The organism is Thermodesulfovibrio thiophilus DSM 17215 (genome assembly GCF_000423865.1).
GTDB lineage: Bacteria > Nitrospirota > Thermodesulfovibrionia > Thermodesulfovibrionales > Thermodesulfovibrionaceae > Thermodesulfovibrio > Thermodesulfovibrio thiophilus.
Map to the genome: position 1 here is coordinate 34,716 of NZ_AUIU01000013.1, position 15,140 is coordinate 49,855.

Sequence of the window (15,140 nt, forward strand, 5' to 3'; positions counted from 1 at the left end):
AAGCCAATGCATTTAAAGCTAAAAAAACAGAAGATACAGGATAATCTTTCAAAAATTCAAAACATTGTTGAAAAAAAAAGTATTATGCCTGTATTAAATCATTTTCTCATGGATGTTACACAAAATGGTGGATATATCTTAGCTACAGACCTTGAAACAGCGGTAAAACAACCACTTGATGTTGAAGTTTTACAACCGGGTAGAGCATGTATTCCCGCAAAAAAATTTTATGAAATTGTAAAAGAGCTTGCAGAAGATATTGAAATAACACTTGTAGAGCAATGGATTAAAATTCAGTCAGGTAGATCAAATTTCAGGCTTGCTACGCTTGATCCTGCTGAATTTCCTGTATGGCCAGACATCGGAGATGCTACAAAAATTGATCTGTCAAGAGATTTTCTTCTTACTGCCATAGAGAAAACAATTTATGCTTCTGGCGATGCTGATGTGAGATATGTTTTAAACGGACTTCTTTTTCATATCAAAGCTTCTTCAGAGTTTAAAGTGGTCGGTACAGATGGCCACAGGCTTGCAGTTTTCTCCGCTCCAGCTGAGGGAATGAACTTTACAGAAGAAAAAAAGATAATTCTGTCAAAAAAATCATTGAATGAACTGAGAAAGTTTTTATCTGATACTGAAACAGTTTCTCTGCACATTGGCAAAACACACGTTATGTGTGAAATGGATGGTATAACCTTTCTTACACGAATGATAGATGGCAATTATCCTGAATATGAAGCAGTAATACCGAAAAATAATGATAAAGTGGCAGTTGTTGATAAAAGTATGTTTATAGCGTCACTTAAAAGAGTTTCTGTTTTAAGCAGAGAACATCAGAATGCCGTTAAAACAGAATGGGATAAAAATTTAGTTATAATATCATCATCAGACCCTGAACTTGGAGAAGCGAGAGACGAATTACCTATTGATTACCAGGGTGAGCCTTTTATAACAGGTTTTAATGCCAGATATCTGATAGATGCTCTTGAAAAGATTACTTCAGATAAAGCAAAAATAACCATGAGCAAGCCAGATAAGGCAGTGTATATAACAGATGCTGATGTTACCTCTTTTGTTTATGAATGTGTTGTAATGCCGCTAAGAATTTAATTAAAAAAATTTTTTTAAATATTTGAGGAGATATTGTGAACAAAGCAGAAACCTATAAAGCAGGAGACATAAAAATTCTTAAAGGACTTGAAGGGGTAAGAACCCGTCCTGCTATGTATATTGGCTCAACAGGTGTTGAAGGATTGCATCATCTCATTTATGAAGTGCTTGATAACAGCGTTGATGAAGCTCTTGCAGGATATTGTAATCAGATTGAAGTTAGATTGCATAGAGATGGAAGCTGTACTGTTATAGATAATGGTAGAGGTATTCCAATAGATATTCATCCAGATGATCCTGAAGGCAGAACAGCTCTCGAAATAGTTCTTACAGAGCTTCATGCAGGAGGAAAGTTTGAGTCAAAAGCATACAAAGTATCCGGTGGTCTTCACGGAGTAGGCTTGAGTGTTGTTAATGCTCTCTCAGAATGGCTTGAGGTTGAGGTAAAAAGAGATGGCAAGGTAGTAAGACAGAGATATGCTCGTGGTATTCCTGTTACCCCAGTTGAGATTATTGGTGAGACAGAAGATTCAGGGACAAAAATAAAGTTTATGCCTGATCCAGAGATATTCGAAACCACAGAGTTTATAAAAGAGATGCTAATTGAGAGATTTAGAGAACTATCTTACTTGAACAAAGGATTAAAAATTATTCTTGTTGATGAAAGAGATGGATCAGTTGAGGAATTTATTAAAGAAGGTGGAATAGTATCATTTGTAGAAGATTTAAACAAAAATAAGAAAGTATTAAATTCAAAACCAATATATGTTAAAGGACAAAAAGACAGGATTATTGTTGAGATAGCTATTCAATATAATGAAGGTTATTCAGAAGAAATTATCACATTTGTGAATAATATCCATACAAGAGAAGGTGGTACTCATTTAGTAGGTTTTAAGTCAGCTCTCACCCGAACAATAAACAGTTATGCAATTGAAAATGGACTTTTAAAAGAGGGAAAAGAGTCTCTTTCTGGTGAAGATGTAAGAGAGGGCATTGTTGCTGTAATAAGTGTGAAGATTCCTGATCCTCAGTTTGAAGGACAGACCAAGATGAAACTCGGTAACAGCGAGGTAAAGGGAGTTGTAGAAACCATACTAAATGAAGGCCTCAGCAGATGGTTAGAGGAAAATCCGAACTATGCAAAACTAATTATTGAGAAAGCAAGAGATGCTGCAAGGGCTCGTGAGGCTGCTAAAAAGGCGAAGGAGCTTACAAGAAAAAATGGAATTCTTGAATCAACAACTCTTCCTGGTAAGCTTGCGGATTGTACTGAAAAAGACCCTTCTCATGCCGAACTTTTTATAGTTGAGGGCGATTCTGCTGGTGGATCAGCAAAACAGGCAAGAGACAGACGCTGTCAGGCAGTATTACCTTTAAGAGGAAAAATTTTAAACGTGGAAAAAGCAAGAGTAGACAAGATGTTAACATCAGAGGAGATAAAAACCCTGATTACCGCAATTGGCGGAGGCATTGGCAAGGAAAATTTTGATCCTGCTGATATCAGATATCATAAAGTAATTCTGATGACCGATGCTGATGTTGATGGTGCGCATATTAGAACTCTTCTTTTAACATTTTTTTACAGGCAGATGTTTCCTTTAATAGAAGCTGGATATTTATACATAGCCCAGCCCCCACTCTATAGAATTAAGAGAGGCAAATGGGAAAGATACATACAGACAGAGGATGAATTTAATGAATTTCTCATGGATATTGCTGTCGAGGAGGTATCTCTTCCTCAGGAATCAGAACTTAATTTAAAAAAAGAGTTTTTGAAGCTACTTTTTGAATATGGCAGGATTCTAGAAAATTTTGAAAAAAGAGGATTTGCCCCATCTTTTATAGAAAGCATTCTTAAAACTGGTCCAGAACAAAAAGATACAGAATTTTTTGAATTAAAGGATTTTCAGATGATTCAGCAGATATATGACAGACTTTCAACTCTTCAGGAAATTAAAGAAAATCAGGACTATGTTATTCAGATTAAGAATGACACTGTAAGAACTCAATCTTTGTGGGAACTTTATAGCAAAGTTATGGATGCAATAAAAAAGGGACTCACCATTCAAAGATATAAAGGGCTTGGAGAGATGAATCCTGAACAGTTATGGGAAACCACAATGGATCCTGAAAAAAGGACACTCTTACAGGTAACAGTTGAAGATGCTGAACTGGCAAATGAAATGTTTACAATACTGATGGGAGATGATGTTGAACCAAGAAAAGAGTTTATTGTAAAACATGCACTTGAAGTTAGAAACCTTGATATTTAAAAAGGCAGAGTTAAGATGGAAGAAGCTTTCTGTAAATCATTTTTAAGAAATTTCATTAATATTATCCCTCAAAGCCTGAGTTTTTTATTTAAAATTGAGTATTTCTGAATGGCGATGTTATGAAAATTATGGAATGTCCATCAGTAAACTGGAGGAATAAATAATGCTTGATCTCAAATTTGTAAGAGATAATCCTGATATAGTCCGAGAAGCACTCAAAAAAAGAGGATATGACCTTAATTTTGAACAGTTTTTAAGTCTCGAAGCAGAAAGGCTTAATTTTTTAAAAGAAATAGAGCAGAAAAGAGCACTGAGGAACTCTGTTTCTCAGGAAATTGCAAGCCTCAAAAAGTCCAAAGGCGCCAAACACAAAACTGATGAACTCATCTCTCAGATGCGAAACCTTGGTGATGAACTTAGTGAACTTGAGCAGAAATTGCGTGAAATTGAGGAAAAGGTTTATGATTTCATCCTTTTGATTCCTAATATTCCTCATCACACTGTTTTAGTGGGAAAGGACGAAACGGAAAATGTTGAAATCCGGAGATGGGGAGATCCACCGATCTTTGATTTTGAGCCTTTAAATCACTGGGATATTGGAGAAATTCTTGGAATAATTGATTTTGAAAGAGCAGGTAAGATTGCAGGAAGCAGATTTGCTGTAATGAAAGGAGCAGGTGCACGACTTGAGCGCGCTTTAATTAATTTTATGCTTGATTTAAATATATCAAAGGGGTATATTGAAGTTTTTCCACCTTTACTGGTAAATAAAGCATCAATGACAGCAACAGGACAACTTCCAAAGTTTGAGGAAGACCTTTTTAGAATAGTTGAACCAGAGTTTTATCTTATACCAACAGCAGAGGTTCCTGTAACAAATCTTTACAGAGAGGAGATTCTTTCAGAGGATGATTTGCCATTTTATTATGTCTCCTACACACCGTGTTTTCGAAAAGAAGCTGGTTCACATGGTAAGGATGTTCGAGGACTTATAAGACAACATCAGTTTAACAAAGTGGAACTCGTAAAATTTGTAAAACCTGAAGACTCCTATGATGAACTTGAATCTTTAACAAAAGATGCTGAGGAGATCTTACAAAAATTAAACCTTCCTTACAGGGTAGTTGCTCTGTGCACAGGAGATCTTGGTTTTGCATCAGCAAAAACATATGATATAGAGGTATGGCTTCCAGCACAGAACTGTTACAGAGAGATTTCTTCGTGCTCTAATTTTGAAGACTTTCAGGCAAGAAGGGGAAATATAAGATTTCGCAGAAAGTCTAAGAAAGGTACAGAGTTTGTCCATACATTGAATGGTTCAGGATTGGCAGTTGGCAGAACTGTAGTTGCAATTCTTGAAAACTATCAGCAAAAGAATGGTTCAATTGTAGTACCTGAAGTCCTAAGACCCTATATGGGTATTGATATAATTCGATGATTCAGCAAGTTATTGATCAATCAGGCATAATCCATCTATTTAAAGCTAAACAAACAGAACCTATTAAGCTTATAATTGGTGAGATTTTAAAAGCAGAGATAATGGACATTCTGCCAACAGGTAACATTCAGATAAAAATAGACAATAGAATTCTTAATGCCCAACCTCAGAGACAGTTGCCTTTAAACAAAGGAGATACTGTATATTTGAAAGTTGAAAAGCTTCTACCTGATGGAACGATTCCTCTAAGGGTTTTATCCACTTCTGAGACATTACAACTTGAAAAAGCTATAGCGAATATAACGCAGGAAATTTCAGATAAGATTTTTAGGTTCATTGAGGCTATTTTTACAGATAAAGGACAGCAGGTGATTCAGAGTAAACAGTTCTCTGCATTGCAGCATGACGAACCTTCTTATCTTAATCTGATTAAAGCAATTTTAAGTCTTCCTGTAGAGGATGTGCCAAATACTGAAAAAGTTACATTACTGAAAAAAATCATGGCTACTTTTTCAAATAGCTCAAGCACATTAGAGTCAATTAAAGAGCTTATTAATTTAGTTGAAAATAAATCAAATCAATCTTTATTTAAAGGACAGTCAGCATTGTTAAATGCTATTCTGGTTTCCTCTGATGAACCCGTTGAAAAATTAAAAAAAGCAGTTTTAAACTCAGGTGTGCTTCTTGAGACAAAACTTAAACAGGCTCTTTCAGATCCAGTTAAAATTGAAAGCATTAAGGAAGATTTAAAGGTTATTCTTAACAATATAACAACCGAGGCAAAAAGTCATGGCCTGCAAGATGTGGTTGATAAAGCGCAGCAAATTCTAAGACAGATAGATGGATATCAGGTGTTATCAAAAACCTTTCAGAGTTTTTTTACATTTCTTCCAATCTTCTGGAAGGAAGTAGAAGGTGGCAATATAGCATTTAAATCATTTAAAAGACAGGGAAAAGACTATCACACAGTTTTTATAACTCTTCAGATTAAAGAAGAATCGTTATCATTTATTATAACAATGATCAACAGAAGTTTCTTTGTAAGTTTTTCTGGAGCACCTGAAACTATGCAAGTAATTAAAAGTTACGAAAATGATTTAAAGCAAAGATTCCAACAGCAGGGTATGATTCTTGGTGGAGTAAACTATGTTGAAAAAGTTGAAGAACTTTTAAAACAGTGGAATATAAAGGACGGATTAATAAGCGTGACAGTATGACAGAAGAAAGCAAAAAAGCAGTAGCATTAAGATATGAACAGAAGAAGGATTCAGCACCAAAAGTTGTTGCAAAAGGCAGAGGCTGGCTCGCGGATAGAATTATTGAACTTGCAAGACAACATGGAGTTCCTTTAAAAGAAGATAAAACTCTTGTTGAAGTTCTTTCAAAACTCGAGCTTTCAGAAGAAATACCAGTTGAACTGTATAAAGCAGTTGCTGAAATTCTTGTATTTGTTTACCAGATCAAGGAGAAAATAAAGTAATGAATATTTTACACAAAATAGTAGATGCTAAAAAAATAAGAGTTGAAAACGCAAAAAAAATTAATCCACTAAAAAATATACAAAAAATTGCTGAATCTTTAGCCAGCGAATCTTCTAATTTTTACAGCGCGATAAAAAGATTCCCTGATGAGCCAATAAATCTAATTGCTGAGATTAAAAGAGCTTCTCCCAGTAAGGGATTACTGAAAGATTATGATATTACAGAAATGGCTGATATATATGTTTCTCATGGAGCAGATGCTATTTCAGTAGTCACTGAGGAAGATTTTTTTGTTGGAAGTACTGAGATATTCCAGAAAGTGAAAACAAGACATTCTCGAATTCCGGTATTGAGAAAGGATTTTATTGTTGATGAGTATCAAATCTATGAATCAAAACTGCTTAAAGCAGATGCCATTTTGTTAATTGCCTGTATTTTAACAGTTAATCAATGTAGAACCTTCTATGAGCTTTCAAAAGCTCTTGGTATGGATGTTTTATTTGAAATTCACGATGAAGAAGATTTAAAAAAAGCCATATATACTGAAGCAGATATAGTAGGAATAAACAACAGAAATCTTAATACATTGCAAGTTGATCTTGACACAACTTTCAGGCTACAAAAAATAATTCCTCCTGGTAAACTCACTGTTAGTGAAAGCGGTATTTCTGAAAAAAGTCATGTTAGAGAACTTATCAAACATGGAATTGATGCTATTTTAGTGGGAACATCACTGATTTTAAGTGATAATCCAGGTAAAAAAATAAAAGAATTTAAATGCCTTGTATGATTTTACTTATTTTTTCGTTGTCATTCCTTAACTTTAGTTAAAAAATTAAAGATAGATCAATTCATCGTTATAATATTGAGAAATAAAAAGCAAAAGGTAATCCTTTAAATGTCTTGTTATTAGAAAATTCTGTTTTACATGGGAATGGCCATTTTTACCGAGCCATTTCGCATATTCAGGATTTGTCAGTAATGTTCTTATTGCATAGGCAGCACCCTCAATTGAATGACATAGCAGTCCTGTAAGTTTATTTTTCACTTGAAGCAGTATTCCACCCACAGCAGATGCCACAACTGGCTTTCCTTTCCATAGAGCCTCTGTAACAGTCAATCCGAATCCTTCTTTAATTGATTTCTGTACAACCACTGTTGCAATTCTCTGCAAAGCATTTATTTCAATATCACTGTCTGGAGGTAAAAGAAGAATATGTATATCAGGGTTGTCTTTTGCTATTTCCTGTACCTCTGCAAGCACTTTGTCTGATTCAGGATCATCTGTTGCAGTTCCTCCTGCAAGAATGAGCTGACAGGGCATGGTTCTTCTCACCATTTCAAATGCTTTAATCACTCCAACAGGATCTTTGAGATAATCAAATCTTGACACCTGCAAAATTATGGGCTTCTTTTTGTCAATACCATACTTTTCAATGACAGCGTTAATTTGTTCCTCTGTGAGTTCTCTGTTTTTATTACTGAGTGGGTCTATTGATGGATATATGAGAAACATTCTTAATGCAAGCATTTTTGCAAAATTTGGAGCTGAAAAAACAGTGGCATCATATTTTTCAACATAGTTTTTTATAAAATTCCAGACTGTTTCATCGGGATTTGATATATCTATATGACAGCGCCAGATCCATTTTTCTCCTATTTCATTTCTTTTCTTAACAAGTGCCACTGGCTGAGGATCATGCACAAAAATTATATGCTCGGCAAATTCTAAGGCTTCCGCGTTTTTTCTGTTTATCTCAAGGAAGTATTCAAATTCTTCCTCTGTAAACATCTCTTTTCTTCCATGAAGAGCATTATGAAACTTTTTTGTTATATTGAAAAATTCAGTATCTCCCTTGATTACACTCCATCTTGCATCTATGCCAAGTTCATTCAGAAATGGAACCATTCTTGAAAGTATTTCAGCAACTCCACCACCTATATATGTAGAGTTAATGTTCTGAACTGTTTTGCCTGAAAGTTTATCCGCTAGAATTTTTAACTCTTCAAGAGATGATTTTCCAATTATTGGCTCATAATCTCTTAACTTCGGTTTAATTGATTTAATTTCTTTATCCACTTGCTGTCTCCATTTCAAGATGATTTTCTATTATAGATACTAACTTTTCTCTTATACCCTCAATTGTGTGCATATAAGGATCAATGCTCATGATTTTTTCAGCAAGCTCTTTTTCTTCAAAGCTTTCACTTAACCACAATGAAAAATCATTGGAAATTTTACCAAGTCTTAATTTCGCTTCATATATGTGGAAAAATAAAGAGTTCAAGCTTATAAATTTCAGAATCTGTACAAATTCCCTCAGGTCATGAGCAACATAAGCTGTGGGCATAACCGCTCCTACTGATTTAATGAAATGAAATTCTTCTCCTTCTTCACAGTTTTTATCGTGTGGATAGTTGTTAATATATTCATCTATTATATCCGCTATCCTTTTTCTTATTTCTCCAATGCTTGAAAACTCAAAAATATCAACTGTAGAAAGTTTTTCTGAAAGAATATCATACCCCAGCACATTTCCAATCCATAAAGCAAACTCATTTGATGGCTGTGAGATAAGATAATGATACTCTTCCATAAAATCATGAGTATGATAAAAGATAGCAGAATCCGGTGCTTCTTTTATGTATTTTAATAGTTCCTTGAGATTTTTTGCTTTTAAGCCTGTCAGCTCTTTTATATTAAGTCTTGTGTAAAATCTAAAAGGTGCTTTCGCTCTTTTGGGTGGTTTCCTAAGAATCTCTAGTCTAGTTTTAATCAGTCTGCCATTAGGAATAAAGATTATTTTGTCATCAAATGTTTTTATCTCTACATGTCTCCATGTTGTATTTATCACGGTTCCCTCTTCTGCAGTTTCAAGTTTTATATAGTCCCCTTTTTTAACTATCTCATTATTGATTATTTCAAAACCTGCAATTAAATTTGAAATTTCGTCTTTAAAAACAATCAATACTACTGTGCATCCAAGCAGTATGAAGATAAAAAATGGAGTGGTTGGAAAATGCCAGATTTCAAATAGAATTAATAGTCCAATTGCTATAAAGCATATTGTCAGAAAAGTCTTCAATCTTTGAAATGGTTTAAATAACGGTTTCTTAACCTGATTAGAATATAAATTTAAAATACCGATGCTTATCCTGTGAAGAACGTATATTAAAGATAAGAAAAACAGACTTAAAAGCAATCTGCAAATGGCAATATATATAGAGCCCTTAACAGGAGATATTTCTATTGCTGTATATGCACCCAGAATCAAAATACAGTAAAATGCAAATATTGTAACGTTTTTGATTAAAAGCTCTTTGCCCTGCCATTTTACAGCTTTAAGTTTTGTATTCACATAGCTGGGAACAAGTTTGAAGCGTAACCAGAAAGCTAAAATTGTAAAAGAAAAAAATACAATGAATGGAACAAAAACAGATAACCAGTTTTTTTCAATCCATTCAAACATTAAACACCTCTTTCAGGGTTGAAAGAAATTTATAAATTTCTTTCTGATTTTTTAAATAATAAATCGCCTCTGTATTTTTTGAATGACCTATCCTCACAGCCAATCCTGTATTTTTAATTGCTTTAAAAACTGTTTCATCAGTTTTATCATCACCTATAAATATTGGGAAAAATTTTTTATTAAAATAGTTTATTATAAATAATACAGCTTTTCCCTTATCCCAATCAACTGCTGGCATGACTTCAAAAACCATTTTACCTTTCAATATTTTTATTTTTTCTTGATTGAAATCTTTTAAAATTCTGAAAAACAATTTCTTTAGATTGTTTCTCTGTTCAGGTAAAACTCTGCGATAATGTAATGTGAAGGAAAAGGCTTTTTTCTCAACAAAGACATCTTTAAAATCCCGCATTGCCTCTATAAGTCTTCTATAAATTCTATCAATCAAAGGTTTGATTGTTTTAGCTTCCGGGTGAATGTATTTTATATTTTCTCTCTCTATCTCTAATCCATGACTGCCACTGTAATATATGCCATGAATTAAAACTCTTCTTTTTATGTCCTCTAGGTCTCTACCACTGATTATTCCTATTTTTATTTTATTTTGTATGCTTTCAAGTACGGTTTTTATATCAGGTGATATGTAACAGTTTTCTGGATTTTTCTGTATAGGAACCAGAGTTCCATCAAAATCAAAAAAAAGAAAAATGTTTTTATCTCTTATACTCTCAATCCATGCTGATTTAAAAAGATACTCTGCCAAATTATAACCTCACAAGAGATGATATTAAATCCTTTGTCCATCTATAAATATTTCTTTCCTGAACAATATGTCTCATTTTTCTCATTCGTTGTTTTTTTTCTTCTATATCCATGTTCAAGGCCTGATATATTGCATCTGCTATGCTTTCAATATCATATGGATTTATAATTATCGCATCCTTGAGTTCACGAGAAGCTCCAGCAAACTGACTTAAAATTAAAGCACCTCCTTCATCATCTCTTGAAGCAATAAACTCTTTTGCAACAAGATTCATACCATCATGAAGTGATGTTACCATGCACAGATCAGCTATTTTATAAAAAGGTAATATCTTTGAGTGAGGATGATGACCCTTTAAAAACACGATGGGTTTATAATTTTTATTATGAAACTTCCAGTTAACTCTGTCAGCAGTTTCCTCAATTGATTCCATAATCTCCCGGTATTGCTTTATATGGGTTCTGCTTGGAGAACCAAACTGTATTAAACTGAATTTACCGATAAATTGAGGATACTTTTCAAAAAATCTTTCAATACCAAGAAATCTTTCTAGTATTCCCTTTGTGTAGTCGATTCTGTCAACGCCAACTCCTATGTACTCCGCCATTATGCCGAGCTCTTTAAGTAGTTTTTCTCTTAAGTCAGTTAAATCTGAACCATCAGCAAAATTCTCCACACTTACACTTACTGGAAAAGGTTTAACGGTTGTTATATGCCCTCTTCTTTCTATTGAAAAATGTTCCCAGTCTATCTTGGATTCAAGAAATCTATCAACTGTATCAAGAAAATTGTTGCAGTAAAACTGTATGTGAAAACCTACAAGATCTGCTCCAAGCATCCCAATTAAAATCTCTCTTGCCCATGGGCATATACCGAATACTTCAGGATTTGGCCATGGAATATGCCAGAATAAAGCAATTTTTGCATCAGGTCTCTGTTTTCTTATAAGCAACGGTACAAGAGCAAGATGATAATCCTGAACAAGCACGAGAGGAGATTCCTCATCTTTTATTGCTTCAATTAAAGCGGTAGCAAATTTTTCATTCACTCTCTGATACTCTATCCAGTCATCCGTCCTGAAAACAGGACGAACATATGTTATATGACATAATGGCCAGAGTCCTTCATTTGAAAAGCCATAGTAGTATCTTTTCTCTTCATCTTTTGTAAGCCACACTCTTTTCAAAGTATAGGCAGGTTTATCTGGAGGAACTCTTATTGTACCATTTTTATCAACAACATCTCTATCAGCATCTCCTGCTCCATGGGCAATCCATACGCCATCACAGGCTCTCATCACAGGATCAAGAGCTGTAACAAGTCCTCCAGCTGGAATAATACATTTTATATTTTCTCCCTCTCTTACATGTATGTAAGGTTCTCTATTTGAAAGCAGGAACAGTTTTTTGTCTCCTAATTGTTCTTTTATAAATTCTTTAAGGCGCTCAGCAGTCCAGTAAGAGTCTGTTCCTGCTTTTAAACGTTCTTCTTCTTCAAGATTTGCTTTTACCATTGATAAGGTTTTAACAAGTGTAGTAACCTCATCAACAAGTGGAGCGAGAATGTCTCCTTTTACAGGTATATCTGATGATTCTTTTATTTTCCCACTTCGTAATTCCTTGAGCCATTCAGCCATCCGGGCTACAGGTCCTGTAATGCTCCAGCGAATTATCAAAATTGATATTGCTACAATTGACAGAGTTAATGCTAAAAGACGAATGATATTCTGTTTCCATATATCTTTAATCCTTATATCAATATATGAAGCATCTTGAAAAAGCGCAAGAGCGCCTATTAATTTCTCCTCTGTAGTGCTTTCTGAAAAAAGTGGAATTACATAAATATAAATTTTTTCATTGTGAAGTTTTAAGATTTTTAAAGAAGGAAGTTTATCAACAATGGTGTTTACAACTTCTACTGGTGTTTTTGAAATGCTTGCTTTAAGATTCGAAGTTAGAGAAATAATATTACCAGAAGCATCATACACTGCAATACCTTTTAATCTTTCTCGATTGTCAAACTTTTCTACTATACGATTTAAACGCTCTATCTGACCTGTCTCAATAAGTGTAACTATTGACTCTTTAAGACTTTCAGCAACAATGATACTTCTTCTTACGAGATCAGCCTGGAGTCTGTTTTTCTCATCTTTAATCTGAATTGCCGAGAATACTACAATCACGAGAGAAATACCTATGAAAAGAGAAATAATAATCCTGAGGGTCAATTTCATTAATTGCATTATAACATATCATCGTCAGGCTTTCTTGTTATAGAAATAGAATTTTTCTACTAAAAGGAATAAAATCTTTCGAAATATAGAACCTGTTTAAATGACTAAAAGATTATAATAATTCTGAAATTTATACATGATATATATGAAATTTATTGAGAAATCATGAGGCTAAAGCTTAATATCCGGTAATTTTTGTAAAGACTTTTTTATCATTTCATCCGGATATTCAAAATCTGTAAGCTGTCCAGACAGGTAGGCTTTGTAGGACGGTAAATCAAGAAATCCTATGCCACTTAGATTAAAAAGTATTACTCTTTCCTTGCCCTCTTGCCTTGCCTTTAATGCCTCATCAACTGCTGATTTAATAGCATGAGCACTTTCAGGAGCAGGGATTATTCCTTCTGTTCTTGCAAACAGAATTGCTGATTCAAATACAGCGGTCTGACCATAAGCAACTGCTTCTATTAATCCATCATGATACAGTTGACTTATAAGTGGAGAGTTTCCATGATAACGGAGTCCTCCTGCATGAATGCCTGATGGAATAAAATCATGCCCGAGTGTATACATCATAAGAAATGGTGTAAGACCTGCTGTATCTCCATAGTCATATCTGAACGCACCTTTTGTAAGAGTTGGACAGGAAGATGGTTCAACTGCAATAACTTTTAAGTCTTTACCGTGAATCTTGTCGTATAAAAATGGAAAACTTATTCCACCGAGATTACTTCCTCCTCCGCAGCATCCAATTACAATGTCAGGATACTCTCCTATAAGCTCAAGCTGTTTTCTGGCTTCCAGTCCAATGATTGTCTGATGTAAAAGCACATGATTAAGTACTGATCCAAGTGCATAGTTTGTATCTCTGTGAGTTGCGGCATCTTCTACAGCTTCAGAAATGGCTATCCCAAGTGTACCGGGATGCTCGGGATTTTCTTTAAGAATTTTTTTACCTGATTCGGTCTTCTCAGATGGAGATGGATGAACTTTGGCTCCCCATGTTTCCATCATTATTCTGCGATAGGGTTTCTGTTCATAACTGACTTTTACCATATAAACAGTAACTTCAATGCCCATGAGTGTACCTGCAAGGGCAAGGGCTGCACCCCACTGACCCGCACCTGTTTCAGTTGAAATTCGTTTTATTCCTTCCTTTTTATTGTAATATGCCTGAGGTATAGATGTATTAGTTTTATGACTTCCTGCAGGTCCGATTCCTTCATGTTTGAAATATATCCTGGCAGGAGTTTGTAATACCTTTTCCAGTGCGATTGCTCTATAAAGAGGAGTAGGCCGAAAACTTGCATAGATCTTCAAAACTTCTTCTGGGATTTTTATCCATCTTTCTGTGCTTACTTCCTGTGCAATAAGAGACATCGGAAATATAATATTCAATTCATCAACTGTTACTGGTTTATTTGTTTGAGGACTTAATGGAGGTGGAGGAATTTTTGGCATATCCGCCTGTATGTTATACCACTGCTCTGGTAAATCCTTCTCTGACAATACAATTTTCCGCATCTTACCCTCAAGATTAATGAATGTACTCATATAATACGAATTAAGATTAATTTTTTGCAATCAATTATTAATAATCGAATTATAAAACCTCTTTATTTTTTCTAATACAAAATGATAGCTTTTCTGAGAGCTTTATATAAGCAAAGGATAAGTTGCAACAAATTACAAATCACGATTTAAAACTATTATTTCAATCTATTGCAAGAGTTGTCCATGAACTATAAAATCTTTCTTTTAATGATTAAACTCCCAGCTCAGATCATCAATGGCATCAACCACGATACCAGTTCCTATCGCAATGAGCAGAATGTCAGTTGCAACTCGTACAAAACGATGTCCATGAGGTGGTGGTCCCAAATATGCAAGAACGCGCGGTGGAAGGTCATAAAAGATAACACCACGCGGCAGTGGCCGACCAATTGCCCATTTTTTCGCCTGTCCAGGAGGCATACAGCCATTATGTTTCTTGGCAAGTCCTGGAGGGCAGTGGCCTTTTCTATAGTAATCCGCGAAATAGTCATGGATAAAAGTCCTGTGGTGGTCAGTAAAATAGCGATGACGTTGATCTCTTTCTCTCTTTTCTTTATATTCGTGTTTATTATCCCTGTCATCATGTTTCCAATCATTCTTTTTATTATATTCATGTTTATTACCTTTACCATTTCCGCTCCATGAAGGCTTTTCAGCCAATACCTGTTCTACTGTCCCGATTAACATAAAAATTATTACAATGCTTATTGGCAAAGAAAAACGTTTCATAATTAGCTTCCTCCTTAGGAAAGAGTTATAATTCCAATTTAATACTAATGAAGATTAAAATTATTTGTCAATACCCCTAAATTTCT

Annotated in this window: 12 protein-coding genes; 6 read left to right on the forward strand and 6 right to left on the reverse strand. The window is 34.5% G+C overall.

Going from position 1 to position 15,140, the window contains the following annotated elements; all coding sequences use genetic code 11:
- Window positions 1-6: 6 nt before the first annotated feature.
- From dnaN to trpC, 6 genes are all read left to right on the forward strand, one after another.
- Window positions 7-1,110 carry a DNA polymerase III subunit beta gene (gene dnaN, locus G581_RS0104625; RefSeq protein ID WP_028844810.1) on the forward strand — a complete coding sequence of 368 codons (1,104 nt, stop codon included), beginning with the start codon at window positions 7-9 and terminating at the stop codon, window positions 1,108-1,110.
- Between the two features lie 35 nt (window positions 1,111-1,145).
- Window positions 1,146-3,386 (forward strand): DNA topoisomerase (ATP-hydrolyzing) subunit B, encoded by a 2,241-nt coding sequence (gyrB, locus tag G581_RS0104630; protein ID WP_028844811.1) that lies wholly within the window; start codon window positions 1,146-1,148, stop codon window positions 3,384-3,386.
- Between the two features lie 163 nt (window positions 3,387-3,549).
- Window positions 3,550-4,824, forward strand: a complete 1,275-nt coding sequence (serS, locus tag G581_RS0104635) for a serine--tRNA ligase (RefSeq protein WP_028844812.1) — start codon at window positions 3,550-3,552, stop codon at window positions 4,822-4,824.
- Window positions 4,821-6,041, forward strand: a complete 1,221-nt coding sequence (locus G581_RS0104640; RefSeq protein WP_028844813.1) for a hypothetical protein — start codon at window positions 4,821-4,823, stop codon at window positions 6,039-6,041. Before serS ends, G581_RS0104640 begins: the two co-directional genes overlap by 4 nt.
- Complete coding sequence (locus tag G581_RS0104645) at window positions 6,038-6,304, forward strand: EscU/YscU/HrcU family type III secretion system export apparatus switch protein (RefSeq protein ID WP_028844814.1); 267 nt, start codon at window positions 6,038-6,040, stop codon at window positions 6,302-6,304. The genes G581_RS0104640 and G581_RS0104645 overlap by 4 nt, the downstream gene beginning before the upstream one ends.
- Window positions 6,304-7,095 carry an indole-3-glycerol phosphate synthase TrpC gene (gene trpC, locus G581_RS0104650; RefSeq protein ID WP_028844815.1) on the forward strand — a complete coding sequence of 264 codons (792 nt, stop codon included), beginning with the start codon at window positions 6,304-6,306 and terminating at the stop codon, window positions 7,093-7,095. Before G581_RS0104645 ends, trpC begins: the two co-directional genes overlap by 1 nt.
- Window positions 7,096-7,140: 45 nt before the next feature.
- Here the strand turns inward: trpC and G581_RS0104655 are convergent, their stop codons facing one another.
- The 6 genes from G581_RS0104655 to G581_RS0104680 all read right to left on the reverse strand — a co-directional run bounded on the left by G581_RS0104655 (window position 7,141) and on the right by G581_RS0104680 (window position 15,054).
- Complete coding sequence (locus G581_RS0104655; protein WP_239639033.1) at window positions 7,141-8,385, reverse strand: glycosyltransferase; 1,245 nt, start codon at window positions 8,383-8,385, stop codon at window positions 7,141-7,143.
- Window positions 8,378-9,775, reverse strand: coding sequence for a DUF5752 family protein (locus G581_RS11620; protein ID WP_051178858.1), 1,398 nt, complete (start codon window positions 9,773-9,775; stop codon window positions 8,378-8,380). The genes G581_RS0104655 and G581_RS11620 overlap by 8 nt, the downstream gene beginning before the upstream one ends.
- A complete protein-coding gene (otsB, locus tag G581_RS0104665; RefSeq protein ID WP_028844817.1) occupies window positions 9,768-10,538 on the reverse strand; it encodes a trehalose-phosphatase in 771 nt (256 codons plus the stop codon). Before otsB ends, G581_RS11620 begins: the two co-directional genes overlap by 8 nt.
- A gap of 1 nt (window position 10,539) precedes the next feature.
- Entirely contained in the window at window positions 10,540-12,771 is a 2,232-nt protein-coding gene (locus tag G581_RS10660; RefSeq protein WP_051178860.1) for a trehalose-6-phosphate synthase, read from the reverse strand.
- Window positions 12,772-12,942: 171 nt separating this feature from the next.
- The gene (locus tag G581_RS0104675; RefSeq protein ID WP_028844818.1) at window positions 12,943-14,295 is read right to left on the reverse strand and encodes a TrpB-like pyridoxal phosphate-dependent enzyme; all 1,353 of its coding nucleotides are present in this window, start codon (window positions 14,293-14,295) and stop codon (window positions 12,943-12,945) included.
- A gap of 234 nt (window positions 14,296-14,529) precedes the next feature.
- The gene (locus G581_RS0104680; RefSeq protein ID WP_028844819.1) at window positions 14,530-15,054 is read right to left on the reverse strand and encodes an RcnB family protein; all 525 of its coding nucleotides are present in this window, start codon (window positions 15,052-15,054) and stop codon (window positions 14,530-14,532) included.
- Window positions 15,055-15,140: the final 86 nt, after the last annotated feature.